Raw genomic sequence first — 21,001 nt, forward strand, 5'->3', positions numbered from 1 at the left:
CCGGCCCGCCGGGTCGGACCCGGCCGACGGCGATCCGGAGCAACCGCACAGGGCCGCCCGAGGCCCCTGGCAGGCCCTGCGGACGATCCGGCCGGCTCGAGGCCCGGCAACGGACAACCAGCCTGGAAACAGCGCGGACAGGACGGCCCTCGCGCCTAGGTGGGTCCGCCCTCACAGGCGTACCCTTGAAGCTGGACGAAGGAGCCCGGTGACTGGACTGATCGACAGTACCGAGATGTACCTCCGTACCCTCTATGAACTGAGGGAAGAGGGCATCCCGCCGCTGCGTGCGCGCCTGGTGGAAAGACTGCACGTCAGTGCTCCCGCGGCCAGCGAGTCCACCTCACGACTGGCCAGCGAGGGCCTGGTCGCCCTCGCCAACGACCGCACCGTGCAGTTCACCGAGAAGGGGCTGGTGCGCGCGACCGCGGTCATGCGCAAACACCGTCTCGCCGAACTGCTCCTCACCGAGGTGATCGGTCTGGACTGGGCACTCGTCCACAACGAAGCCTGCCGGTGGGAGCACGTGATCTCCGACGAGGTGGAGGCGCGGCTCACCGAAATACTTGGCGACCCGAAGAAATGCCCGTTCGGGAACGTGATCCCGGCAGGTTCGTTCGACCGCCCGGTGGGGCCGCGGCCCCCGGCACCGTTGAGCCTGCTGGCCGCCACCGACTTCACCAGCTCCAGGACGACCTCGGTCACGGTCAGTTGGATCTCCGAACGGTTGCAGACGGACGAACGAACCATGCGTCAGCTCCGGGACGGCGGAGTGCTACCTGGCGCCAGGCTCGTCATCCGCGGGGGCGGTGACATCGTCGAGGTCCTCTCCTCGGACGCGGTCGTCCTGGCCGAGGAGGCCAGCACCTCGGGCCAGAACCCAGGGCAGGAAGCGCCAACCACCGAGATCTCACGGCGTGCGGCAGGGCTCGTGTACGTCGAACACTCTGACGCCACCCCTCACACCTGAGCGCATACGTAGCGTCATCATCCGGCGTGAGGCCTGGGCACCGGCCGGGTTCAGGCACCGGGGCGCACCGCGCCGGCGTACGTCTCCCACCAGACCGGTTCGAGGCGGATCACCGTTCCCGTTCGCGGCGCGTCGATCATGTTCCCGTTGCCGACGTAGATCCCCACATGGTGTAGATCCTCGCCGAAGAAGACCAGGTCGCCCGGTATGAGTTCGCCGCGGGAGATCCGGCGTCCCTCGTTCCACTGGGCACCGGTGAAATGGGACAGGGCGACTCCCGCCTTCGCCCACACCCACTGGGTGAGCCCCGAGCAGTCGAAGGCGTCCGGCCCGGCCGCCCCCCACACATACGGCTTGCCCAGCTGCGCACGGGCCTGCGCGACCGCGACCGCCGCCCCGCCGCTCCCGATCACGGGCGGGCGGGCCGGCGCGACGGAGGTACCGGTGGATCCGCGGCTGGTGCTGCCGATCAGGTCGCTGCGGCTGCGCAACTGGTCCCGCTCGGCCGCGGCCGCCCGCGCCTGCGCCTGCGCGGCTGCGGCGGCCGCCAGNGCGGCCGCCAGCTCGCCCGCCCGACGGGCCGCCTCCTCGCGGGCACGCGCCTGGCGGACAAGCTCGGCGTGCCGGGCGACCAGATCGTCGAGCAACGCACGTTGCGCCGTCACCGACGCCTCGATGCGCTTCTTCCGCTCTTCGAGGGAGGCGGTTTCGCGCTGCCGCTCGACAAGCGCCTCCTGCGCGGCAGCCTGCGCGCCGGTCAGGTCGTGGCGGGCCGAGCGCAGTTCGATCTCAGCGGCCCGGCCACGGCGGGCGAGGGAGTCCATCGCGCCCACCCGGTCGAGCGCCGTGCCGGGGTCACCGGAGAACAGCACCGAGAGCTGTTCGAGACCGCCCGAACGGTAGGTGGCGGATCCCAGCGCGCGGCGTCTGTCCGCCGCGGCCCGCACAGCGTTTCCCGCGCGTCGGACGTTCTCGGTGGCCGTCGACACGGCCTGCTCGGCGGCGCTCAGCCGCAGCCGCCCGGCATTGAAGGCTTCGGTCGCCGCCTCGGTCGAGTGAGTCAGTTCGGTGAGCTGCTGCTGGGTAGCCGCTATATCTCTGTTGATCGTGTCGATGTCGTCGGCTCTGGCCGGCGTGGCGGCGCCCGGTAGCAGTATGATTCCCCCGGCGAGAACGCTGATCAGACCCAGGGCTCCCGGAAGCCGTCCGAACACCCGGCGACAGCTCCCTGGGATCTCCGGGACGGCCAGCGCATCCCCTGGGGCGGCAAGGACGCGGCCCGGCCCTCGCAACGCGCGGCGCTCGCGAGATCTCCGAACGAACGAGACACGCCAACCGGTGCCACCGCAACGGTAGCAATCCGCATCCAAACCATCACACACAGAGAAGCACGGTAGCCCGTCGGAGCAAGTAGGATCACGCAAACGCGCCGGAAGTCACGAAGGGCGATGTGATGCTCGCCACCGCTCCGTCAGAACGAGCCACGAATCGCCCAATTTAGCGATTTCACATATCGGAAACAGGGAAGATACCGATCCGGAACAGATTCTATCGAATCTTCGGCCGAAGGATCCGGGACGGCGGGTGGGCCGCGGACCGGCGAGCATGATCCACGCGGGCACGCGGGGCGACCGACGGGAGAGACATGGCTGCATTGGACACGGGCGACACCGCCTGGATACTCGCAAGCTCGGGAGCGGTACTGCTCATGACCCCCGGGCTCGCGTTCTTCTACGGTGGCATGGTCCGGGCGAAGAACGTTCTGGGTATTCTGGTACAGAATTTCTTCACTATTGGCATCGTGACCCTCGTCTGGACCGTCGTCGGCTACAGTATCGCCTTCGGTTCCGGCAACAAGTTCTGGGGCGGCTTCGACTTCGTCGGTCTGCAGGATCTGACCGCAAGCGACACGACGATACCGGCGGTCGTTTTCGTCTCCTTCCAGATGATGTTCGCGATCATCACACCCGCTCTCATCACCGGTGCCTCCGCGGACCGGATAAAATTCAGCGCCTTCGCCGTTTTCGTCGTCCTGTGGTCCGTCCTGGTCTACTCGCCGATAGCCCACTGGGTCTGGGCGAGCACCGGCTGGCTGTACAAGCGCGGCGCGCTGGACTTCGCCGGTGGCACGGTCGTCCATGCCAATGCCGGTATCGCGGCGATCGTCCTGGCTGTCGCGCTCGGGAAGCGCCGGGGCTGGCCCGCCGGTTACTTCCGGCCGCACAACGTCCCGTTCGTCCTGCTCGGCACCGGTCTGCTGTGGTTCGGCTGGTTCGGTTTCAACGCCGGCTCGGCGCTCGGCGCCAACAAGGTGGCCGGGTACGCCTTCCTGAACACCCAGATCGCCACCGGCGTGGCCCTGCTCGGCTGGATCGCCGTCGAACGGCTGCGCGACGGCAAGGCCACCGCCCTGGGCGCCGCCTCCGGAGCCGTAGCCGGCCTGGTCGCGATCACCCCCGCGTGTGGTTTCGTCTCGCCGTTGGGCTCCATCGCGGTCGGCGCGATCGCCGGCGTGGTGTGTGCGCTGGCCACCGCCATCAAGGGCAGGGTGGGGATCGACGACTCGCTCGACGTCGGCGCCGTCCACCTGATCGGCGGTGTCCTGGGCGCGCTGCTGACCGGGCTCTTCGCCACCGTCGACACGAACCCGAACGGCAAGGACGGTGTCTTCTACGGCGGCCCCTGGAGCGTTTTCGGTGAGCAGGCGCTCGCCGTCGGGGCAACCGTCGCCTACTCCGCCGTCGCGACCGCGATCATAGCTTACGCAATCAAGTTCGTCTGGGGGCTCCGGGTGAGCGACGAGGAGGAGGAGATCGGCCTCGACGAGTCGCAGCACGGTGAGACCGCCTACCGCCTCACCTTCACCGGGGGCGGTACCGGTACCGGCGGCGCGTCCGGGTCGGCTACTCCGGTGCAGGTATCCGAGGAGGTCAAGGCGTGAGCGTGAAGCTGGTGACCGCGGTGATCAAACCGTTCAGGCTGGAGGACGTGAAGACCGCGCTGGAAAATCTCGGGATACACGGTCTGACCATCTCGGAGGTCCAGGGCTTCGGCCGGCAGAAGGGCCACACCGAGGTGTACCGGGGGGCCGAGTACAAGGTCGACTTCGTTCCGAAAATAAAGATCGAAATCCTCGTCGAGGACGACGCCGTCGAGGAGCTGGTAACCGCCATCACCACGTCCGCTCAGACCGGGAAGATCGGCGACGGCAAGATCTGGGTGGTACCGGTCGAAACCGTCCTACGGGTACGCACCGGTGAACGCGGATCGGACGCGCTGTAGCGTTCCGGAGCCATCCGCCGCCGGCGGCGGCACGAAAGAAACACCACCGCGCCGCCGCCGGCCCTGCCGGACCTGCTGCCCACGTCTGGTGACCCACGTCCGGTGATCGATGGCCTGATCGGTGTGGGCCGTCGACCGCCGGACCGGCCGGAGACTCTCCTGATGGTCAGGGACACTCTTCTCACAGCGAACAGTGATGAACTACCGACAGCGATGAACTTGGTCAGCCCCTGGTGACGAACCGACTGGCGGCGCTCACCGGCCGCTCCGAGGAGTTCGGCGGCATCGTCGGGCCAGCGCTGCGCCACGCTCTCATGGGCATCGCGGACACCACTTTGCGTGACCTCTTCGGCGAGCCGGGCCCCGGCGTCGCCCTGCTGGCGGTCGGTGGCTACGGACGGGGCGAACCCGTCCTCGGCAGTGATCTCGACCTCGTCCTGCTACACGACGGCCGCCGGGACGACGTCACCGGCATTGCCGACACCCTCTGGTATCCGCTCTGGGACGCCGGGATCGGCCTCGATCACAGCGTCCGTACCGTCGACGAGGCCGTCGCGGTCGCCGACGACGACCTGAAGGCGGCGCTGGGCCTGCTGGCGGCCCGCCCGATCGCCGGTGACCGCGTCCTCGTGGGGTCGCTGCTCGAGCGCGTCCGCGCCCGTTGGCGGGCCCGTTCCCCCCATCGCCTGCCCGAGCTCGCGGACCTGGTCGCCGACCGGGCCCGCCGCCACGGCGACGTCGCCTTCCTGCTCGAACCGGACCTGAAACAGGCCCGCGGTGGTCTGCGGGACGTCCATGCCCTGACCGCGCTCGCCACCGCATGGGCCGCCGAAACCCCGCCCGCGCGGGTACTCGAAGCGCACCGGGTGCTCCTCGACGCCCGTGGCGAGATCCGCCGGCTCGCGCACGGCCGCCGGCAGGACCGGCTGCTGCTGCAGGACCAGGCCGCCGTCGCGGCCGCTCTGGGCTATCCCGACCAGCTCGCGCTCGCCCACGCCACCGCCGACGCGGGCCGTACGATCTCCTGGACCTGGGACACCACCTGGTATCGGGTCTCGGCCGGTCTGCGCTCGTCCGCGCGCCGGCGCCCCGGCCCCCCGGTCCGCCGGCCCCTCGACCAGGACGTGGTCGAGCAGGACGGCGAGGCCCAGCTCGCCCGGGACGCCGATCCCACCCGCGATCCCGCGCTGGTTCTGCGGGCCGCCGCCGCGGCGGCCCGGGCCGGCATCCCCATCGGCCGATACGCCCTCAACCGGCTTGCCCGCGAAGCCCCACCCATGCCGGCACCGTGGCCGGACGCGGCACGGCAGGCCCTGGTGGCCCTGCTCGCCACCGGCCCAGCCATGATCGGCGCCATGGAGGCGCTCGACCAGGTCGGGCTGCTCGTCCGGCTGCTGCCCGAGTGGGAGGCGGTGCGCAGCAGGCCGCAGCGCAATCCCTACCACCGCTTCACCGTCGACCGGCACCTGCTGGAGACAGTCGCCGCCGCGGCGGCGTCGACCCGCGAGGTCGACCGGCCCGACCTGCTGCTGCTCGGCGCCCTGCTGCACGACATCGGCAAGGGCCGGCCCGGCGACCACACCGACGTGGGGGTCAAGATCGTCCACGATCTCGCGCCACGGCTCGGGCTCCCGCCGGNGCGGACGCCGACGTGCTGGTCACGATGGTGCGCCAGCACCTCCTGCTCATCGAGGCCGCGACCCGGCGGGACATCGACGACCCGGCGACCATCGAGGCGGTGGCCCGGGCCGCCGGCAGCCCCCGGATCCTCGGCCTGCTGCACGCCCTGACCGAAGCCGACGCACTCGCCACCGGCCCGACGGCCTGGAGCCCGTGGAAGGCACGGCTGGTGGGCGACCTGGTGGAGCGGGCGATGGCGGTCCACAGCGGCGGGCGTGCGCCGTGCCCGCCCGCCCTCACCGACCGTCAACGGGCTCTTCTCACGCTCCCGGACGACTACCACGTCGCGGTCAACCCGCTGCCGGACGACTCGATGTTCGAGATCGTGGTGGTGGCGCCCGACCGTCCCGGGCTGCTGGCCGCCACCACGGGAGTGCTCGCCGTCAACCGGCTGGACGTGCACCGTGCCTCCGCCCGCGGCGAGAACGGCCGGGCGCTGTTGCAGGCGGCGGTGGCGAGCACGCACGACGGGGAGCCCAGCGCCGGGAAGCTGCGCGGTGACCTGCTGCGGGTCCTCGCCGGCCGGGTCGACCTGGACGCCAGGATCGCCGGCCGGGAACAGGCGTACGCGGCCGCCCGGCGCCGGCCGCCGCCCGCGCCACCAAAAATCATTTTTGACGACTCCGGATCCGACACGGTGATCGAGATACGGGCGCCCGACCGTGCCGGGGTGCTGTTCCGGATGGTCCGCGCGCTCACCGACGCCGGGCTCGGCGTGCGTACCGCGATCGTGGCCACGATCGGTCTCGACGTCGTGAACGCCTTCTACGTACGGGAGGCCGACGGCAGCACCGTGGGGAGGCCCGGGCGGCGGGAGGAGGTGGCGAACCTCGTCCTGGCCGCGCTCGGATGAGCGCCCTGTGTCCGAGCATGCCGTCCGCGGGTGCGCCGAGCGCCCGGCCTCGCCGGAGCCGTCCGCGGGCCCGGGAGAGGGTGGCAAAGTCACACCGGAAGTGGTGGCTATACTCAGAACGCACGTTGGAGGCTTCGCCTAGTCCGGTCTATGGCGCCGCACTGCTAATGCGGTTGGGGGCAACACCCCCTCCCGGGTTCAAATCCCGGAGCCTCCGCTTTTTTGGCGATCTTTCGGCGTCTCGGTCTGGTGCTCTGACCAGCGGAGACGCCGGAGGATGACCCCCCGGCTACCACTCTTTGATCACTGGAACCCAGACCGTCCCCAGAGCGGACCGCGCGCGGGATCGCCGCCGCGATCGTGGCCGCCGCCTGCTGCCCCTTCGAGCGCAGTAGATGGACGTACAGCGCCCCCGTGATCGATGGCGTCGAGTGACCGAGGCGCTTGGACACCAACGCGATGTCGACACCTTCAGCGAGCTGGATCGACGCGGACGAATGCCGCAGATCGTGCAGCCGCCGCGGCGACAGCAACCGATCCCCGATCTCGTCCCCCACCTCCAGGGCCACCGACAACGGCCCGGCCAGGTGCAGCACCGACCGCGGGCCCTCCCGAGTCACACCGATCACCGTCACCTGCCCGATCGGCTCACGGTCGCGGTACAGCGTCCACGTGCCCTCCGCCGGCCGGTACCGGGTGCCGATGACGACCGTCCGGCTCCTGGCCGCCGCCGACGCCCGGACGGTGCCTAGCAGACCAACCCGCCGGGCGATCTGCTGCATCCGCCGGGTGACGTATTGCGGGTCCAGGTGCCGCCCCGACGGGTGGGTGAACATCAGCTCCGCGAGCTGGACCGGCCGGCCGTGCTCGTCGGGCAGCGCCCCGTTATCCCATCTGTCGCCGACCGCCGCGCGCTCGTCGTCCTGGCGCAGCCGGTGCCCCATCAGGGACCCGATCAGCGTGGGGTCGAGATCGACCTTGCGTTTGCCGTTGCGCGTCTTCGGCGGCCACACGCCGTACGCGGTGTCGTTCTTGACGATCTGCTGGGAGATCGTGAGCACCGCCGCGGCTTCGTCCAGGCCCGACCAGGTCGCTCCGCACGCCTCACCGCGGCGCAGACCGGCCAACGCGATCAGCTCGAACATCGCAGACAGCCGGTCGCCGGCCGCTTCGTCGAGGAACCGGCCGACCTCTTCCGCCTCCCACGGCTCGACCTCCGGTGGCGTGTACGACGCCAGTTCCACCCCGTCCGCCGGGTTGAAACTGATCATCCGCTGCTTCACCGCGTCGTTCAGCGCGCTGCGCAGCATCTGCAAGACGTCCTTCACCGTCGCCGGACCGATCGGCCGCCCGGGGCGCTCCTGGGATGCCGTGGCCGCCAGCTTCAATGCCGTGTCGATGTGCTCGGCGCGCAGACCGGCCACCGGCAACTCCCCGAGATACGGCACCAGGTGCAGCCTGACGAACTGCTCGTAGCGTGCCCGGGTGGTCGGACGCAGCGCGTTCTTCCGGCCCAGCCAGTCAGTCAGGTAGGCGCCGACGGTCAGTCCGCCGATGTGCCGCTGACCGGCGCGGACATGACCCGCCGCTTTCTCCGCCTCTTCCTCTGCTGCCTTTTTCGTCTCGTACCCCGACCCGCTCAGCTCGGTTCTGCCGACCAGCGGGACCAACTCTTTGGGCACCCATATCCGGTAGGTCCACGATCCATGTGTCCGCCTGGTCAGCTCCGGGCACTGGCCACGGCTGTACTTCTTTTTCGTTTCCGCGTCCCGGCATCCGCACAGCTTCTCAACCTTGATCTTCACGGGCGTCCGTCTCTGCCAGCCGCTGTTCGATCTCCCGGGACAGCTCCCGCGTGATGTGGCCTCGGTGCGCCTGGCGCTCGTTCGGCTCCATGTCGCCGAGCGCTCGGACCCGCCGGTCACGTTCGTCGGTCAGGGAGTGTCCCCACAACGTGAGTGCCTCCATGACGACCGTTTGAGTCGATGCTCCGAGGCGTCGTGCAAGGGCCTCGTCCGCTTCTGTCGAGGTGATCGGCCGGATGCCAAGATTGGGATTGTCAGGCTTGATCGTCACGAGCAAGTCGGTGGATCGCAGGTGAGACGGCGTCCCTGAAAGCTGTTCGCGGACGTACGCCCGCGGCGCCACCGCTTGGGGCGACAGCCGGACGTCGCCATCGCCCGCGAAGAACTCGGCAGGCGCTACACCGATCGCCTCGGACAGCAACAGCAGCGTCCCGAGATCGACCGTGTCGCGGTCACCGCGTTCGATCGCGGCGACCCGTACGCGAGTCCAGCTCAAGCCGTGCCGCTGGAACGTCACGGCCATCTCGTGCTGCGTCCATTGCCACTGTTCGCGCAGACGGCGGAGGTTCTCGCCGACGATCTGGCCGACGCTCGCGCTCCCTGGCGGATCGTGCGCCACCCAGCGGACGCGTGGTTGCCGCTCGTAGGGCTCGGTCGTTGTCTCGCCTGTCGCCATGGCCCCCATCTTGACATGTCGTCCGGTCAGTTGCCGACCACGTCATCTGTCGACTATGGTCGGCTCCGTCCAGTCGATTGGTCGTCAAGCGACCGGATGACAGAGTCTGAGCGATCGAAGGAGTCCGACCGTGGCAACGCAGGACATCGCACCCTCACGCTTTCGGCAGTGGCGGACGGATGCGGGCCTGACCCTTGACGACCTGGCCGACCTCACCGGCCGGAGCAAGGGTTACCTGTCGCGCATCGAGCGCGGACAGCGCACACCGTCTCCGCTGGTGAAAGTTCAGCTTGCCCGCAGCCTCGGCGCACGGGTGCGCGACTTGTTCGACGTCGACCCCGTCAGGAAGGCATCGTGACCAGGCCGACCCCGGCGCGCGGTCAGTGGACCGCTGCCGACGTGCGCGGGCTCGGCGTCATCACGGACGTGGTCACCGCCGGGTCCGTGCTCGACATCGGGCCGACGAAGACACGTGAGCTGGTCCGTGCCGGCCGCTTCCCGGTCCCGGTCATCCGGCACGGGGAGCGTTACGTCGTCCCGGTGCGCGGCCTGCTGGACCTGCTCGGCGTGAGTGAGGGAGCCGTGAGCGGGTGAGGCCGCAGACAGCAACGCCCCGGGGTGCGGCTCCCGGGGCGGCTGAAGACGAGACACAGGTTGGCGACCGATCTCCCCGCGAGGGTACCGCGCCGGTCGCTGTCGACCGCCTCCGCACGCTCCTACACGCCCGGGCCGTCACGTCTGGGCGGCCGCTACGGCACCGCCACGACGAGATCGGCCACGAGGCCAAGCGGCTGGTCCGTCAGGGGGCGTCCCGGTGAGCGACCTCCGATCCCTGTTCACCCGCGACCCGGTCGGCCGCTGGGCGCAAGACAAGATCCGCGCCGCCCGTGCCGCCGGCCGGATCCCGTCCTACGGCTCGCCGGAGTGGGCGGCGCTGCCGGACGACGATCCGCGCCGGGCCGCGGCGATCCTCGTTGCCGCCGAGTCCTGGCGCGCCGAGGCCGACCCGGTGTGGCGCGACGCCGTCCACCGGGCCGAGCAGGACGGCGCGCGTGCCGCCTACCTGCGTGATGTCGATGCGCGCTGGGGTGAGATCCAGGCTGCGTGGCGGGAGCTCTCCCAGCACGTGGCCCGGATCGAACGTGCCCGCGCCGTCGGGTCCGATGTCGGGCTCCCGCTGGACGAGCGCCGCCGCCTGGCGCTGACGCCGCGGCCTGGCGACTATCCCGGACGCCAGGCGTCGGAGCGGAGGACCGCGTGAACGACGACGGCATGCTGCACGACCTGGGGTCCGGTGACATTGAGCCGGACGACGACGCTGACGGCTACGTCCCGCCGCCGAACAAGCCGATGACGGTCGCCCGTCACCTGATGGCCCGAGCCGAACGGGACGGGCTCTACACGCTGCGGCACTGGCGCGGCACGTGGATGCGCTGGGAGCTCACTCATTGGCGCGAGATTGACGACCGGGAGATCCGCGCCGACGCCTACAAGCGGCTTGAGCACGCCCAGTTCGCCGTTCGGGTCAGCGTCCGGGTCAAGGCCGCGGACGGTACGGAGACGACGCGGGTGGAGACCCGCGGGGCCGACTGGATCCCGACGAAACGCAAGATCGCCGAGTTGCTCGAGTCCATGGCCGCGATCACGCATCTACCGTCGACGATCGACCCACCGTCATGGATAGGTCCGGCTGAGCCGGGTGAGCCGGGTAAGCCGGGTAAGCCGGGTAAATATCAACTTAACGCGCAGGGGGGCCGGGATCCGATCGTTGCGTGCTCCAACGGGCTGCTCCGCCTGGCCGACCGTACGGTGGCCTCGCCGACCCCGGCGTTCTTCAATCTCGTCTCAGTCCCATTCGCCTACAGCCCGGACGCGCCGAAACCCGAACGGTGGTTGGCCTTCCTCGGCCAGCTCTGGCCGGACGACCCGGACGCGATCGCCACGCTGCAAGAGTTCTTCGGCTACGTCGTGTCCGGCCGGACCGATCTGCACAAGATCCTGCTCATCGTCGGTCCCACCCGGTCGGGCAAGGGCACGATCGGCCGCATCCTTACGGCGCTGGTCGGTAAGGGCAACATGGCCGGTCCGACGCTGGCGAGCATGGGCAGCCAGTTCGGGTTGTCGCCGCTGCTGGGTAAGCCGCTGGCGATCATCTCGGACGCGCGGCTGAACCCGCGGGACGGTCAGCAGGTCGTCGAACGGCTGTTGACGATCTCCGGCGAGGACACGATCGACATCGACCGCAAGCACAAAGACCCGTGGACGGGTCGGCTCCCGGCTCGGATCGTGATCCTGTCCAACGAGCTGCCGAAGTTCGGTGACGCCTCCGGCGTCATCGCCTACCGGTTCCTGGTGCTGGCCATGCGGCATTCCTGGCTCGGTCAGGAGAACCCCGGTCTGTCCGGCGAGCTGCTGACCGAACTGCCCGGCATCCTGAACTGGGCCCTCGACGGCCTTGACCGGCTGACGGCGCAGGGCCGGTTCACCGAGCCGGCAAGCTCCGTCGACGCCGTGCTGACCATGAAAGACATGGCCTCGCCGATGTCGGCCTTCGTCCGCGAATGCTGCGACATCGGACCCCGCCATGAGATCGCCGTGGACGTCCTGTGGAAGGCGTGGCGGGCATGGTGCGACGACTCCGGCAACAGCGCCGGGACGAAGGCCACCTTCGGCCGCAACCTTCAGTCCATCGCGCCGCAGATGCGACGGACGAAACCGCGCGGCCCGGACGGTAAGCAGGTCCCGACCTACAGCGGGATCACGCTCAAGTCCGATGTAGGGCCTGCAATGCAGAACTACCCGGCTCACCCGGCTCAGCCGGCTCAGCCGGACGTCCGGAGCCTGACTGAGCCGGGCAACGAGCCGGCTGAGCCGGGTGAGCCGGGCACTTTGCCACTGCAAGCCGTACACGAGAGCGCGCTACCCGCCGAGCTGGCCGACGTGCCACCTGACGAGATCGGCGACTGCGCCGCGAGATGCGGCCGGAAGATCCGCCGCTACGGGCCCCACGCGACCGGCACGCTGTGCCCCGCCTGCCTGGCCGTCCGCCGTGGTGGTGCCGCGTGACCGCGTCGCCGCTCCGCCAGGTTCTTTCCGACGTCGCGGCCGAGACGGGGCGTCCGATGAAGGACCTGACCGTCCTTGCTGCGCAGAACGACCCGTTCCGGATCGACACCCCGGCCCGGCATCGGGACGGTGAATGGCTTGCCATTACTGCCCGGGATCTCGGACTCGGCAACCGAAGGATTCACCTTCGCGGCCTGCACTACATGGTCATCGGCCGCCCCAAGCCGGATGGGTCGCCGTACACGAACACCGATGCCGACTGGACCTGGCTTCAGTCGGACGCGGGCAAGGCCGCCCGGTGGCTCCAGTACATCCCCTTCGATCAGATCGTCGACCAGCGCAACGCCGCGCCGACGGTGCAGATCTTCGAGCCGCCAGAGCCAGAGGCTTACCTGACGGTCGGGGTGCAGGTCGACATCCCCAGCGTCGACGACCTCATGCCCGCGGCCGAGCTTGCGGACTTCAACGGGACGCAGCCCTACAAGCTCGTTGCATTCGGCGAGAAGTCATCCCTTGCTGACGTGCTCGGCCCGATTGTCGAGCAGTACCGGGCCGATCTCTACCTTCCGACCGGCGAGATCAGCGACACCTTGCTCTACCAGATGGCCAGTATCGGCGCGGCGGACGGCCGGCCGATGGTCGTCCTGTGCTTCTCGGATGCCGATCCGGCCGGGTGGCAGATGCCGATCAGCATCGGCCGCAAGCTCCAGGCGTTCAAGGTGTCCCTGTTCCCGGATCTCGAATTCCAGGTGCACCGGGTCGCGCTCACGCCCGATCAGGTCCGCGAGTATGGCTTGCCATCAACGCCGCTGAAGGAGACCGAGAAGCGGGCCGACCGGTGGCGCCATGAGATGGGCGTGGAGCAGACCGAGATAGACGCGCTCGCTTCACTGCGTCCCGACCTGCTACGAGAGATCGCCCGTGACGCATTCGAGCAGTTCTTCGACACGACGCTTGATCAGCGGGTGTTTACCGCACAGGGTCAGTGGCTCCACGACGCGCAGCGTGCGATCGATGAGGGGATGAACGCCGCGGATCTCGACCGGTTGCGCGCTATGGCGACCGCGAAGCTCGGCCAGCTCCAGGATGAGATCGACCGTCTCAACTCCGCTCTACGGGTGACGGCCGAGGACTTCGAGTTGCCGCCGATGCCCGGGATGCCCGAGCCGCGAATCTCCCGTCAGCATGCCGAACCGCTGATCGACTCCCTGTGGTCGTTCGCCGAGCAGACGCAACGACTCATTGATTCCAAGTCCTATCGGCAGAACCGCGCCGGAATCGAGCCCGCCGACCTTGAAGGTGCCGCATGACCCACCGACCACGAACCCCCATGACCCGGGACCGGGTGACGTCAAAGCCGGCCGGGCCGCGGGCTCAGCGAGCGCGGTACCGGCAGCCATGGCCAGGGCAGACGGTGCCTCTCCCGTCGCTACCGACTCCGACCAGCGTCACCCGGTCCCGACCCCCAACCGCACCAACCGACACGAGAAGGAGCAGCACATGAGCATCTTCAGCCGCACCGCCCAGCCCGAGGCCGCGCCCGCCGACGACCTCGACGCCCGGGTCCAGGCCGCCGTCCGGGCCGCGCTGGCGCCGCCGGCCGACCCGGTGCCGGTGCCGCCGGTGCCGGCCGAGAGCACCGAGTTCGAGGTCATCCGCGACGCCGACGGCCAGGTGGTCGGCTACAAGGTCGCCGAGTCTCGGCACGGCGCCGTGGTCCGTGTGCTCGACCTCAGCCCGGCGGAGCGGGACGCCTACATCCAGGCCGGGGTCGTCGAGGCCAAGCGCGCCGTACGCGAGCGGATCGAGCAGGCCATGGCCGACGGCGCCCGGGCCTGACCCGGCGGTCGGAGCCCTGGTCACCCTGACAGCCGAGGGTGACCGGGGTGACCGTCACCCAGTGTCATTCGCAGCACCAAGAAAACTTCCGTCTATCTCGACTCATCGCAGGAGGGTTTCCGATGGTCGGAGCGATACGATCTACAAAATCCGCTCCGATCGAAAGACTCTCGCCGATGCCCGCACCGACCCTCGACCGGCCCCGCGCCCGTGTCACCTCTGAGCCGCCGACGTACGCGCGGCACGGCCAGCACTCGTACTTCCGCGACCTGGCCCGGTTCAAGCGCGGCGCCGACCCGGACGCGACCGCGCGCCTCGACCGCCACGCCCGCGAGACCCGCAGCCTCGACAGCACCGACGCCTCGGCCGGCTACTTCACCCCCCCGGCCTGGCTGGTTGACCAGTACGTCGGCCTGGCCCGGGCCGCCCGGCCGTTCGCCGACATCGTGACCCGGTTCGATCTCCCGCGCGGCGTCGACAGCGTCTACCTGCCCAAGGTCACCGGTGGTGGCACGGTCGCGATCCAGCCGACCGACGGCTCACCGGTGTCCAACGTCGACCTGACCGACACCTACATCACCGCGCCGGTGCGCACGATCGCGGGACTGTCCGACGCGTCCACCCAGCTCGCCGACCAGATCGGCGGGCCCGCCTGGGACGCTGTCGTCTTCGCCGAGCTCGCCGCGGACCACGCGCAGAAGCTCGACGTCCAGCTCTACGCCGGGACCGGCACGTCCGGGCAGGTCAAGGGCATCGACGCCGTCTCCGGCACCACCACGGTGACGTACGCCGATCCCACTCCGACCGGCGCCGAGCTGGCCCCGTTCGTGGCCCAGGCCGCCGCGCTCGTCGCCGGCAAGCGCAAGCTCGGCGCCACCCACTACCTGATGCACCCCCGGCGGGCGAGCTGGCTGTGGAGCGAGGGCATCGCCGCCGGTGTCCCGATCCTCAAGGACGGCCCGGACGGGCGCACCCTCAACGGGCTGCCCGTCGTCGAGGACCCCAACATCACCGCCGTCGCCGGGGCCGGCGCCAACGAGGACCGGGTCACCGCCGTCCGCGCGTCGGACCTGTACCTGTGGGAGAGCTCGCTGCGGACCGAGGTGTTCACCGAGATCTTGAGTGGGACGCTTCAAGTTCGCTACCGGCTGCTGTCCTACGTGGGCTTCATCGGTGACCGCCAGCCCGCTGCCATCGCCACCGTGTCCGGGACCGGCCTGGCGCTGTCCGCGGCCACCTGGGGCCCCTGATCGTCCGGTCCGGGCGCGGTGTTCGCGAGGGTCCACCGCGCCCGGACCGGCCACCCACGCCACCACGTCCACGGAAGGTAACCAGTGGAGATCACCGCCCACGCCCGGCAGTGGGGAGCCGAGTACGGCCCACCCGCGCACGAGATGGAAGCCCGTCACGCCTGGCGCCAGGCGCACCCTGCCGAGGCGGCCGCCGCCGACCGGCGCCAGGCGCCCCGGCTCGCCGAGATCCGACGCAAGGCGGAAGCACAGGCGCGGCAGCGCGCAGCCACGGCGCAGCGCAGCCGCAGCGTCGCGGCCTACCGTGCGCGGCTCGCAGCGCTGAACTGATCGCCGAACCCCCGGGGCCGGGTCGAAAGTTCAGGACCGGCCGGCCCGCTGACCCACACCCGTCGATCTTTTGGCGCGTCGCTTCACAGAGTGATTTTTGATCGTGAAAGTGTCAACGCACAGTGTTCGGGTGATGGCTACGCAGGGTGGGGGATCGGTCCACTCTCGGCCAGGCTGACCCCAGGAAGACCCGCCACCTTTTCTTCTCTCCCCAGTGTTTGTACAGGTCAGGGGCATCGTCGCGTTGCCGTCCAGCTCGCCGACGTCGGCCCGCGCCGGGCTGGCCGCGGTCACCATCCCGGACTCGCCGGCCGGCCTGACCGGCTGACGACCACGGCGTCAGGGGCCGGACGCGGTGTACGCGGGCTGGTCCGGCTGGCCCTGAAAGACCAGCATCACCGTGTCGCCGAGCGAGTGCGCCTCGCTGAGCCGGACGTCGCCCGGCAGGTAGATCGCCAGCGCGTTCGTCACCTCGGCCGCGGTCATGGCCACGTCCACGATGACCGTGACCCGGCCCGTGATCCGCGAGTAGTGCGCCGTCGCGCCGGTCGTCGGCAGCCTGCGGCCGGACCAGGCCGCGACGGCGGGCACCTGGTCCACGTCGTCGAGCTGGCCGTCGTCCTGGCGGTCGTCACGTGACGTCAGGGATGATCGGTCCATCGGTCGTACCTCCGTACAGGTCGGCCAACGAGCCCCGCCGGTCCCACAACCGGTGGGGCTCACTCATGTGCGCGAACGGGACGCCGCGCGAACGAGTGGTCACGGTAGCGCGTCTGGCACGACCGCAACAGCCCCGGTCGTGCATCGACCTATCTGCACTCAGGGTCGGCATGCGTGGAGCGCAACACCGGGCCACGACCGGCCACCCCGGACGAGCTGATCGGCATCGCAGAGATCCGGGCCATCCTCGGAGTCGGCAAGGCGCGCGCCTACACGATCACGAGGGACCGTTCGTTCCCGCCGCCGTGGTACGAGGGGCTGGACGGACAGACCCGCCTCTGGCTGCGCGCCGATGTCGAAAGCTGGTTGGACCGCCACCGGCCCGGGTGGCGCGACGCCTGACCAGCTCACGCAGGGTGCGACCCGGGCGCTCGGTCGGAAACCGCCGCCACGACCATCGGTAGTGGCTATGGTGCTGTCCGCCCCGGGCGCGCGGGGAGCTGAAAAGGGTACGGATACTATCCGCACCCCTGGGGGTGACGGTCGAGCTCATCCGGCGGGTGGTGGCCGATGATCCGGCGCTCGTCGACCTGCTGGACCAGGCGTTGCAGAACCCGCACGGCGGGGACCGGAGCAAGTTTGACAATGTACAAGATGCACCGGAAGCGCCCACTGGGAACTCCGAAACGGCTGCTCTCCGCCGTCTCCGTAAGGAAGCCGACGCCGGCAACGAACAGGCCGCCGAGCTCCGCTCCGACGTCCTCGCCGGGCGCATCTCCGCGCATCAGGCGATGGTCCGCGCCGGATACCGGCCGAAGACCACGCCGTGGCCTGTCCGTGTCGGGTTGTGGCATCTCGGTTACCCGTATCGCCACAATGGCGTCATGGACCGCATGGTGACCGGCATCATCCTCCGCTGTAGTGACCACCGCCGGCCCAAGACCGGGCTGGACGCCTACCGCGTGCCGCCGCGGGAGCTGTGCGAGCGCTGCCGGGCCGTCGGCTGGTGGGATCTCGGTCTCGAGACCGAGAAGCCGGACCCGTCACCGAAGCCGTTCCGGCCGTTCCTGGGCCCGGTCTGACGGGTTGCGCATTCCCTACGCAGAAGTGCGTACGAGGGTGTCCATATTGTGGACACCCTCGGGTACTCACCAGGTGAGTACCCTTTGCGCACCCTCTACGGAGCGCTGCGTACTGCGTCACGCTGAACGGCCTTCGCCTGCTGGACGCCACGGCCGGACGCGCCGGTCGCCTTCGCGGCGCGCTCGCGGGATTCACGCTCATGCCTGGTTACGGTGGGTGTAGACGACTCCGGCAGATCTGCCGGAGTCAAAGTGGACCCAGAGTTACCGAGGCGGCTACTTGAGTCACCCACGGCTGCTGCTTTCCGTGCCGCTTCCGCCGCTTTCGCCGCATCGCCGATCGCCTTCTCATACTCCAGCGCAACCATCGCACGCTGCCCCGGATTCAGGTGCCGGCGGTCGAGGTTCAGGTCCCGCACCCTCCACGGACCGCTGCGTACACGACCATCGGTAGTGGCTATGGTGCTGTCCGCCCCGGGCGCGCGGGGAGCTGAAGGGTACGCACCTGGTGCGTACCCTTTTCGTCGTTACGTCCCGCACCCTCTACAGAGCGCTACGTACCCGAGGGTGAACATCCACCCGTCCCCGTTCACGCGACGAACCCCGGCCCGAGGGATTCTCGAGACCGGGGTCGCTGTCGCCGTGGCTACCGCCCGCGGGTGTCCGTCACCACCAGCTCCGCGGCCACATGCGCCAGCGCGCCTCTGAGGGCCGCCAGCGTGTCCGCGTCGACCAGGCCGTCACGCAGCACCAGGTGCGCCCGGCCGTCGCCGCGCTGGACTATCCAGACCCTGTCCGGCAGGTCCGGGATCGTCACCACCCGCATCAGGCACCGTCCCCGGCCAGGCCGTCGAGCACCGTACCGGCCCGGTCCCCGGCCATGACGGCCGCGGACTCGATGGCGCGCAGCATGAAGAGCGCGTGCCGGCCGGCAATGACCGCCGGGGATGGCGGAGTGCTCGGCGCGTCCGCGCCGGATGCGGCCTGGTCCCGTTTGATCAGGCCGCGCACGAAATCGTCGACGAGCATCAGAAGGTCGACGACTTCGCCCAACGAGTCGTCCGCCAGCGCGTCGAAGATCTCGGCCGGGTCGCCCGCGATCGCGTCGCCGAGTCCCGCCAGTATCCCCATCGCGTCCAACCGGGCGTACAGTGCTTTCTCCCGGCTCATCGGGCCACCTCCGCGTTACGTCGGGCGGCAAAGGCTGTCAGGGTCGCCGATGCCGTAACAACCTGGAACCGGCCATAGGCCGCGCTACGGACGCTCACCGGACCACCTCCCGTAGCTCGACCCCGGTCAGCACGTACACCGACCGGGCGATGGTCGCGGCCACGATCGCCGCCTCGTCGCGGCAGCGCTGCGGACGGGATCGGTCGGCCGCGATGACGTAGGCCGCGGCGTACTCCTCGTCGAGGCCGCCGAGACGCGGGTCGAGGGCGGCCTTCACCGGGCCACCTCCGCCGCATGCGCCTGGCAGGCGAACACCTGGCATCCGTCCACGACACCGGCCGGCACGCTGACGACGCCGGGGACGGTCAGGTCGGCGCCGCAGAACAGGCACACGAACCCGTCGAGAACGCCCGGGACGGTCGCCGCGTCGGCCGCCGGCTGGACGGTGGCCGTCAGGGTGACGTCACCATCGGCCGTCCGCATGACCGCGTACTCGGCCACCGCGGGCGGGACCGGCGGCACGTCCGTCACGTGACGACCGGCCGGCTCGTCGTCGGTCTGGCCGGTGACGTGCCGGTCAACGGGTCCGAACGGGCTGTCGACCCAGACCCGGCCAGGGCAGCCACACCGGCCGTCGGCGATCGGGTCACCGCAGGTGGTGCAGTACGCGGTCGACGCCGGGTCGAGGTAGTCCACGTCGTCCGGGCCAGGGACGCGCACAGCGGCGCGGACGGCCGGCATGTCGTCGGGCTCGGTCGTGCACGGGCAGCCAGCCACCGTGCAGGCGAACACCACCCGGTGGTCGGCGATCGGGTGCGGGCAGCCGGGACACGGCGCGGCATCAGGCTGCGGGGAAGGCAGGATGGACACAGGTCTCTCCGCTCTGGAGACGAGGGTGATGGACCAGCCGGACGGGGGATCGGTCCGCCGGTCCGGGGATCGGGTGTCTGGGTGCGGCTCAGGCCGCGTGACGAGCGGCCAGCGCGCTACGGCACGCCGCGAGTCCGGCCGCCGCCGTCGCGGCTGACCGGGGGACCGTCGGGGTCGGTGTGGCCGTGGCGGGGCTGGACGGCACGTGAAGGCCCGTCCACAGCCCTGTCCAGGCCGACCACCAGCGGGCCGGGTCCGTCGCTCTGTGAGCCCGGTAGGCGGCTTGGACCATCGCGGCGACACCCACCCGGGCCAGGGTGGCGCGCACGCCGTCGGCCTGCTGGTCATCCAGCCCGTAGGCGGCACGCAGGCCCCGGGCGTGCAGCGCGTCCGCGAGTGGACGCAGGTCGTCCGGGACTGGCTGGCCGGTGGCCTCACGCGCGCGGCGCCGCGTACGACCGAAGGGAGTACGCGAGGTAGACACAGGGGATCGTCGGCCAGCATGACCGGGCTGCCCGGACACCGGCACGGGATCGGCGGACGCGGCTGGACCGCCGTCCGGGCGGATCAGCCGGTACCGGTTCGACCGCCGGCCGCCGCCGAGCTCGACCGCCAGGACGCCGGCCGCCTCCAGCGCGCGCACCGCACGACGGGCGGTCCGGTCGGAGCACTCGGCGCGCGCGGCGAGGGTGGCCATGGACGGGAACGCGCCCGACCAGGTCTCGGCGTCGAGGAACGCGACCAGCGCGACCAGGACGGCACGCAGGGACCGGACGGACACACCGCCGGCCGGGGTGAGGGTCAGCGCGCGGACGTGGGCGTACAGCGACGCCAGCGCGCGACGTGGGACGATGTCCACGGGTTCGGGCTCCTGTTGTGGCAGGGGATCGGATCAAGGCCCCCGGTCGGTGTTCCAGCACCACCGGGGGCCGTCCTGTTGGGACGTCCCAACAGTACACCGCTGTTGGGACGTTGCAATACCCTTTTCTCATGGACGACGTCGAGCGGGAGCCCTGGACTACCAAGGACATCGCCACCGCGCTGGGCGTCTCGCAGGAGCGCGCGCGGGTCATCTCGCACCGCGATGACTTCCCGACGCCGATCATCAAGAGCAGTCGTTTTCGCGCCTGGTCCGCTGACGACGTCGAAGCCTGGATCGCCGAGCACCGGCCCGACCGGGCGTCCGAGTAGGGCCACAGTTTCGTATTACGATACTGACTGTGGAGATCCACCGGTCGGCGCGCAAGCACGGCATAGCCGACGCGGACATCACCCACGCCGCTGCCCGCTACCTGGTCGCCTACCCCCTCGACGGCGAGGGCCCGCCGCGGGAACTCCGGTTCGGCCCGGACCGCGCGGGCAACCTGTTAGAGATCGTCGTCCTGTTCCTCGACGACGACACCGAGCTGATCATTCATGCGATGCGGATGCGTCCGAAGTACCGCAGTCTCCTGCCGTGACAAGGAGG

Annotated in this window: 23 protein-coding genes, 1 tRNA gene and 2 pseudogenes; 17 read left to right on the plus strand and 9 right to left on the minus strand. The window is 70.1% G+C overall.

Going from position 1 to position 21,001, the window contains the following annotated elements; all coding sequences use genetic code 11:
* Nucleotides 1-208: 208 nt before the first annotated feature.
* Nucleotides 209-970 carry a metal-dependent transcriptional regulator gene (locus FrCorBMG51_RS15330; protein WP_052914713.1) on the plus strand — a complete coding sequence of 254 codons (762 nt, stop codon included), beginning with the start codon at nucleotides 209-211 and terminating at the stop codon, nucleotides 968-970.
* A 50-nt stretch (nucleotides 971-1,020) separates the two neighbouring features.
* Here FrCorBMG51_RS15330 and FrCorBMG51_RS15335 read toward each other — a convergent pair whose 3' ends face one another.
* A complete protein-coding gene (locus tag FrCorBMG51_RS15335; protein WP_476742177.1) occupies nucleotides 1,021-1,794 on the minus strand; it encodes a C40 family peptidase in 774 nt (257 codons plus the stop codon).
* Between the two features lie 821 nt (nucleotides 1,795-2,615).
* Between FrCorBMG51_RS15335 and FrCorBMG51_RS15340 the strand changes: the two genes are divergently transcribed.
* The 4 genes and pseudogenes from FrCorBMG51_RS15340 to FrCorBMG51_RS15355 all read left to right on the plus strand — a co-directional run bounded on the left by FrCorBMG51_RS15340 (nucleotide 2,616) and on the right by FrCorBMG51_RS15355 (nucleotide 7,002).
* Nucleotides 2,616-3,911, plus strand: a complete 1,296-nt coding sequence (locus FrCorBMG51_RS15340; RefSeq protein WP_047223757.1) for an ammonium transporter — start codon at nucleotides 2,616-2,618, stop codon at nucleotides 3,909-3,911.
* Between the two features lie 2 nt (nucleotides 3,912-3,913).
* A complete protein-coding gene (locus FrCorBMG51_RS15345) occupies nucleotides 3,914-4,252 on the plus strand; it encodes a P-II family nitrogen regulator (protein WP_043602660.1) in 339 nt (112 codons plus the stop codon).
* A gap of 233 nt (nucleotides 4,253-4,485) precedes the next feature.
* Nucleotides 4,486-6,785, plus strand: a pseudogene (locus tag FrCorBMG51_RS15350) ([protein-PII] uridylyltransferase).
* A 127-nt stretch (nucleotides 6,786-6,912) separates the two neighbouring features.
* A tRNA-Ser gene (locus FrCorBMG51_RS15355) sits at nucleotides 6,913-7,002 on the plus strand.
* Between the two features lie 184 nt (nucleotides 7,003-7,186).
* Here the strand turns inward: FrCorBMG51_RS15355 and FrCorBMG51_RS15360 are convergent.
* Both FrCorBMG51_RS15360 and FrCorBMG51_RS15365 read right to left on the minus strand, forming a co-directional pair.
* Nucleotides 7,187-8,590, minus strand: a pseudogene (locus FrCorBMG51_RS15360) (site-specific integrase); the annotation flags it as partial.
* Nucleotides 8,574-9,266 carry a helix-turn-helix domain-containing protein gene (locus tag FrCorBMG51_RS15365; RefSeq protein WP_076844347.1) on the minus strand — a complete coding sequence of 231 codons (693 nt, stop codon included), beginning with the start codon at nucleotides 9,264-9,266 and terminating at the stop codon, nucleotides 8,574-8,576. The pseudogene FrCorBMG51_RS15360 and the gene FrCorBMG51_RS15365, both read right to left, overlap by 17 nt.
* Before the next feature lie 130 nt (nucleotides 9,267-9,396).
* Between FrCorBMG51_RS15365 and FrCorBMG51_RS15370 the strand changes: the two genes are divergently transcribed.
* From FrCorBMG51_RS15370 to FrCorBMG51_RS15405, 8 genes are all read left to right on the plus strand, one after another.
* Nucleotides 9,397-9,624, plus strand: coding sequence for a helix-turn-helix domain-containing protein (locus FrCorBMG51_RS15370; RefSeq protein WP_047223759.1), 228 nt, complete (start codon nucleotides 9,397-9,399; stop codon nucleotides 9,622-9,624).
* Nucleotides 9,621-9,860: a hypothetical protein gene (locus FrCorBMG51_RS15375; protein WP_235433607.1), complete on the plus strand. Its 240-nt coding sequence runs from the start codon at nucleotides 9,621-9,623 to the stop codon at nucleotides 9,858-9,860. The genes FrCorBMG51_RS15370 and FrCorBMG51_RS15375 overlap by 4 nt, the downstream gene beginning before the upstream one ends.
* A gap of 220 nt (nucleotides 9,861-10,080) precedes the next feature.
* Complete coding sequence (locus FrCorBMG51_RS15380; RefSeq protein WP_047223761.1) at nucleotides 10,081-10,527, plus strand: hypothetical protein; 447 nt, start codon at nucleotides 10,081-10,083, stop codon at nucleotides 10,525-10,527.
* Nucleotides 10,524-12,332 (plus strand): DNA primase family protein, encoded by a 1,809-nt coding sequence (locus tag FrCorBMG51_RS15385; protein ID WP_076844349.1) that lies wholly within the window; start codon nucleotides 10,524-10,526, stop codon nucleotides 12,330-12,332. Before FrCorBMG51_RS15380 ends, FrCorBMG51_RS15385 begins: the two co-directional genes overlap by 4 nt.
* Entirely contained in the window at nucleotides 12,329-13,642 is a 1,314-nt protein-coding gene (locus FrCorBMG51_RS15390; RefSeq protein WP_139342401.1) for a hypothetical protein, read from the plus strand. Before FrCorBMG51_RS15385 ends, FrCorBMG51_RS15390 begins: the two co-directional genes overlap by 4 nt.
* A gap of 190 nt (nucleotides 13,643-13,832) precedes the next feature.
* Nucleotides 13,833-14,171 carry a hypothetical protein gene (locus tag FrCorBMG51_RS15395; RefSeq protein WP_047223763.1) on the plus strand — a complete coding sequence of 113 codons (339 nt, stop codon included), beginning with the start codon at nucleotides 13,833-13,835 and terminating at the stop codon, nucleotides 14,169-14,171.
* 176 nt (nucleotides 14,172-14,347) lie between these two features.
* Nucleotides 14,348-15,421: a phage major capsid protein gene (locus FrCorBMG51_RS25370; protein ID WP_052914714.1), complete on the plus strand. Its 1,074-nt coding sequence runs from the start codon at nucleotides 14,348-14,350 to the stop codon at nucleotides 15,419-15,421.
* An 84-nt stretch (nucleotides 15,422-15,505) separates the two neighbouring features.
* A complete protein-coding gene (locus FrCorBMG51_RS15405; protein WP_047223764.1) occupies nucleotides 15,506-15,751 on the plus strand; it encodes a hypothetical protein in 246 nt (81 codons plus the stop codon).
* 339 nt (nucleotides 15,752-16,090) lie between these two features.
* On the opposite strand, the gene FrCorBMG51_RS15410 is transcribed toward FrCorBMG51_RS15405, so the two are convergent.
* Nucleotides 16,091-16,411, minus strand: a complete 321-nt coding sequence (locus tag FrCorBMG51_RS15410; RefSeq protein WP_047223765.1) for a hypothetical protein — start codon at nucleotides 16,409-16,411, stop codon at nucleotides 16,091-16,093.
* Between the two features lie 174 nt (nucleotides 16,412-16,585).
* Between FrCorBMG51_RS15410 and FrCorBMG51_RS15415 the strand changes: the two genes are divergently transcribed.
* Complete coding sequence (locus FrCorBMG51_RS15415) at nucleotides 16,586-16,813, plus strand: helix-turn-helix transcriptional regulator (RefSeq protein ID WP_052914715.1); 228 nt, start codon at nucleotides 16,586-16,588, stop codon at nucleotides 16,811-16,813.
* Between the two features lie 134 nt (nucleotides 16,814-16,947).
* Entirely contained in the window at nucleotides 16,948-17,493 is a 546-nt protein-coding gene (locus FrCorBMG51_RS15420; protein WP_047223766.1) for a hypothetical protein, read from the plus strand.
* Nucleotides 17,494-18,139: 646 nt separating this feature from the next.
* Here the strand turns inward: FrCorBMG51_RS15420 and FrCorBMG51_RS15425 are convergent.
* The 5 genes from FrCorBMG51_RS15425 to FrCorBMG51_RS15445 all read right to left on the minus strand — a co-directional run bounded on the left by FrCorBMG51_RS15425 (nucleotide 18,140) and on the right by FrCorBMG51_RS15445 (nucleotide 20,392).
* Nucleotides 18,140-18,319, minus strand: coding sequence for a hypothetical protein (locus FrCorBMG51_RS15425; protein ID WP_047223767.1), 180 nt, complete (start codon nucleotides 18,317-18,319; stop codon nucleotides 18,140-18,142).
* Nucleotides 18,319-18,663, minus strand: coding sequence for a hypothetical protein (locus FrCorBMG51_RS15430; protein ID WP_047223768.1), 345 nt, complete (start codon nucleotides 18,661-18,663; stop codon nucleotides 18,319-18,321). The genes FrCorBMG51_RS15425 and FrCorBMG51_RS15430 overlap by 1 nt, the downstream gene beginning before the upstream one ends.
* Nucleotides 18,664-18,757: 94 nt before the next feature.
* Nucleotides 18,758-18,940 (minus strand): hypothetical protein, encoded by a 183-nt coding sequence (locus FrCorBMG51_RS15435; protein ID WP_047223769.1) that lies wholly within the window; start codon nucleotides 18,938-18,940, stop codon nucleotides 18,758-18,760.
* Nucleotides 18,937-19,533, minus strand: a complete 597-nt coding sequence (locus FrCorBMG51_RS15440; protein ID WP_047223770.1) for a hypothetical protein — start codon at nucleotides 19,531-19,533, stop codon at nucleotides 18,937-18,939. The genes FrCorBMG51_RS15435 and FrCorBMG51_RS15440 overlap by 4 nt, the downstream gene beginning before the upstream one ends.
* A gap of 88 nt (nucleotides 19,534-19,621) precedes the next feature.
* A complete protein-coding gene (locus FrCorBMG51_RS15445) occupies nucleotides 19,622-20,392 on the minus strand; it encodes a helix-turn-helix domain-containing protein (protein ID WP_047223771.1) in 771 nt (256 codons plus the stop codon).
* A gap of 131 nt (nucleotides 20,393-20,523) precedes the next feature.
* Here FrCorBMG51_RS15445 and FrCorBMG51_RS15450 point away from each other — a divergent pair, with 131 nt between their 5' ends.
* Together FrCorBMG51_RS15450 and FrCorBMG51_RS15455 are read left to right on the plus strand one after the other, a co-directional pair.
* Nucleotides 20,524-20,724, plus strand: a complete 201-nt coding sequence (locus FrCorBMG51_RS15450; RefSeq protein WP_047223772.1) for a helix-turn-helix transcriptional regulator — start codon at nucleotides 20,524-20,526, stop codon at nucleotides 20,722-20,724.
* Nucleotides 20,725-20,753: 29 nt separating this feature from the next.
* On the plus strand, nucleotides 20,754-20,993 hold the full coding sequence (locus tag FrCorBMG51_RS15455) for a hypothetical protein (protein WP_047223773.1): 240 nt from the start codon (nucleotides 20,754-20,756) through the stop codon (nucleotides 20,991-20,993).
* Nucleotides 20,994-21,001 lie beyond the last annotated feature (8 nt).

Source organism: Protofrankia coriariae, from assembly GCF_001017755.1.
Lineage (GTDB): Bacteria > Actinomycetota > Actinomycetes > Frankiales > Frankiaceae > Protofrankia > Protofrankia coriariae.

Excerpts from the sequence above, each read along its gene's own strand:
- FrCorBMG51_RS15365 (WP_076844347.1), bottom strand. The coding sequence starts at position 9,266 with ATGGCGACAGGCGAGACAACGACCGAGCCCTACGAGCGGCAACCACGC.
- FrCorBMG51_RS15425 (WP_047223767.1), bottom strand. The coding sequence starts at position 18,319 with ATGCGGGTGGTGACGATCCCGGACCTGCCGGACAGGGTCTGGATAGTC.
- FrCorBMG51_RS15450 (WP_047223772.1), top strand. The coding sequence starts at position 20,524 with ATGGACGACGTCGAGCGGGAGCCCTGGACTACCAAGGACATCGCCACC.
- FrCorBMG51_RS15410 (WP_047223765.1), bottom strand. The coding sequence starts at position 16,411 with ATGGACCGATCATCCCTGACGTCACGTGACGACCGCCAGGACGACGGC.
- FrCorBMG51_RS15395 (WP_047223763.1), top strand. The coding sequence starts at position 13,833 with ATGAGCATCTTCAGCCGCACCGCCCAGCCCGAGGCCGCGCCCGCCGAC.
- FrCorBMG51_RS15340 (WP_047223757.1), top strand. The coding sequence starts at position 2,616 with ATGGCTGCATTGGACACGGGCGACACCGCCTGGATACTCGCAAGCTCG.
- FrCorBMG51_RS25370 (WP_052914714.1), top strand. The coding sequence starts at position 14,348 with ATGCCCGCACCGACCCTCGACCGGCCCCGCGCCCGTGTCACCTCTGAG.
- FrCorBMG51_RS15430 (WP_047223768.1), bottom strand. The coding sequence starts at position 18,663 with ATGAGCCGGGAGAAAGCACTGTACGCCCGGTTGGACGCGATGGGGATA.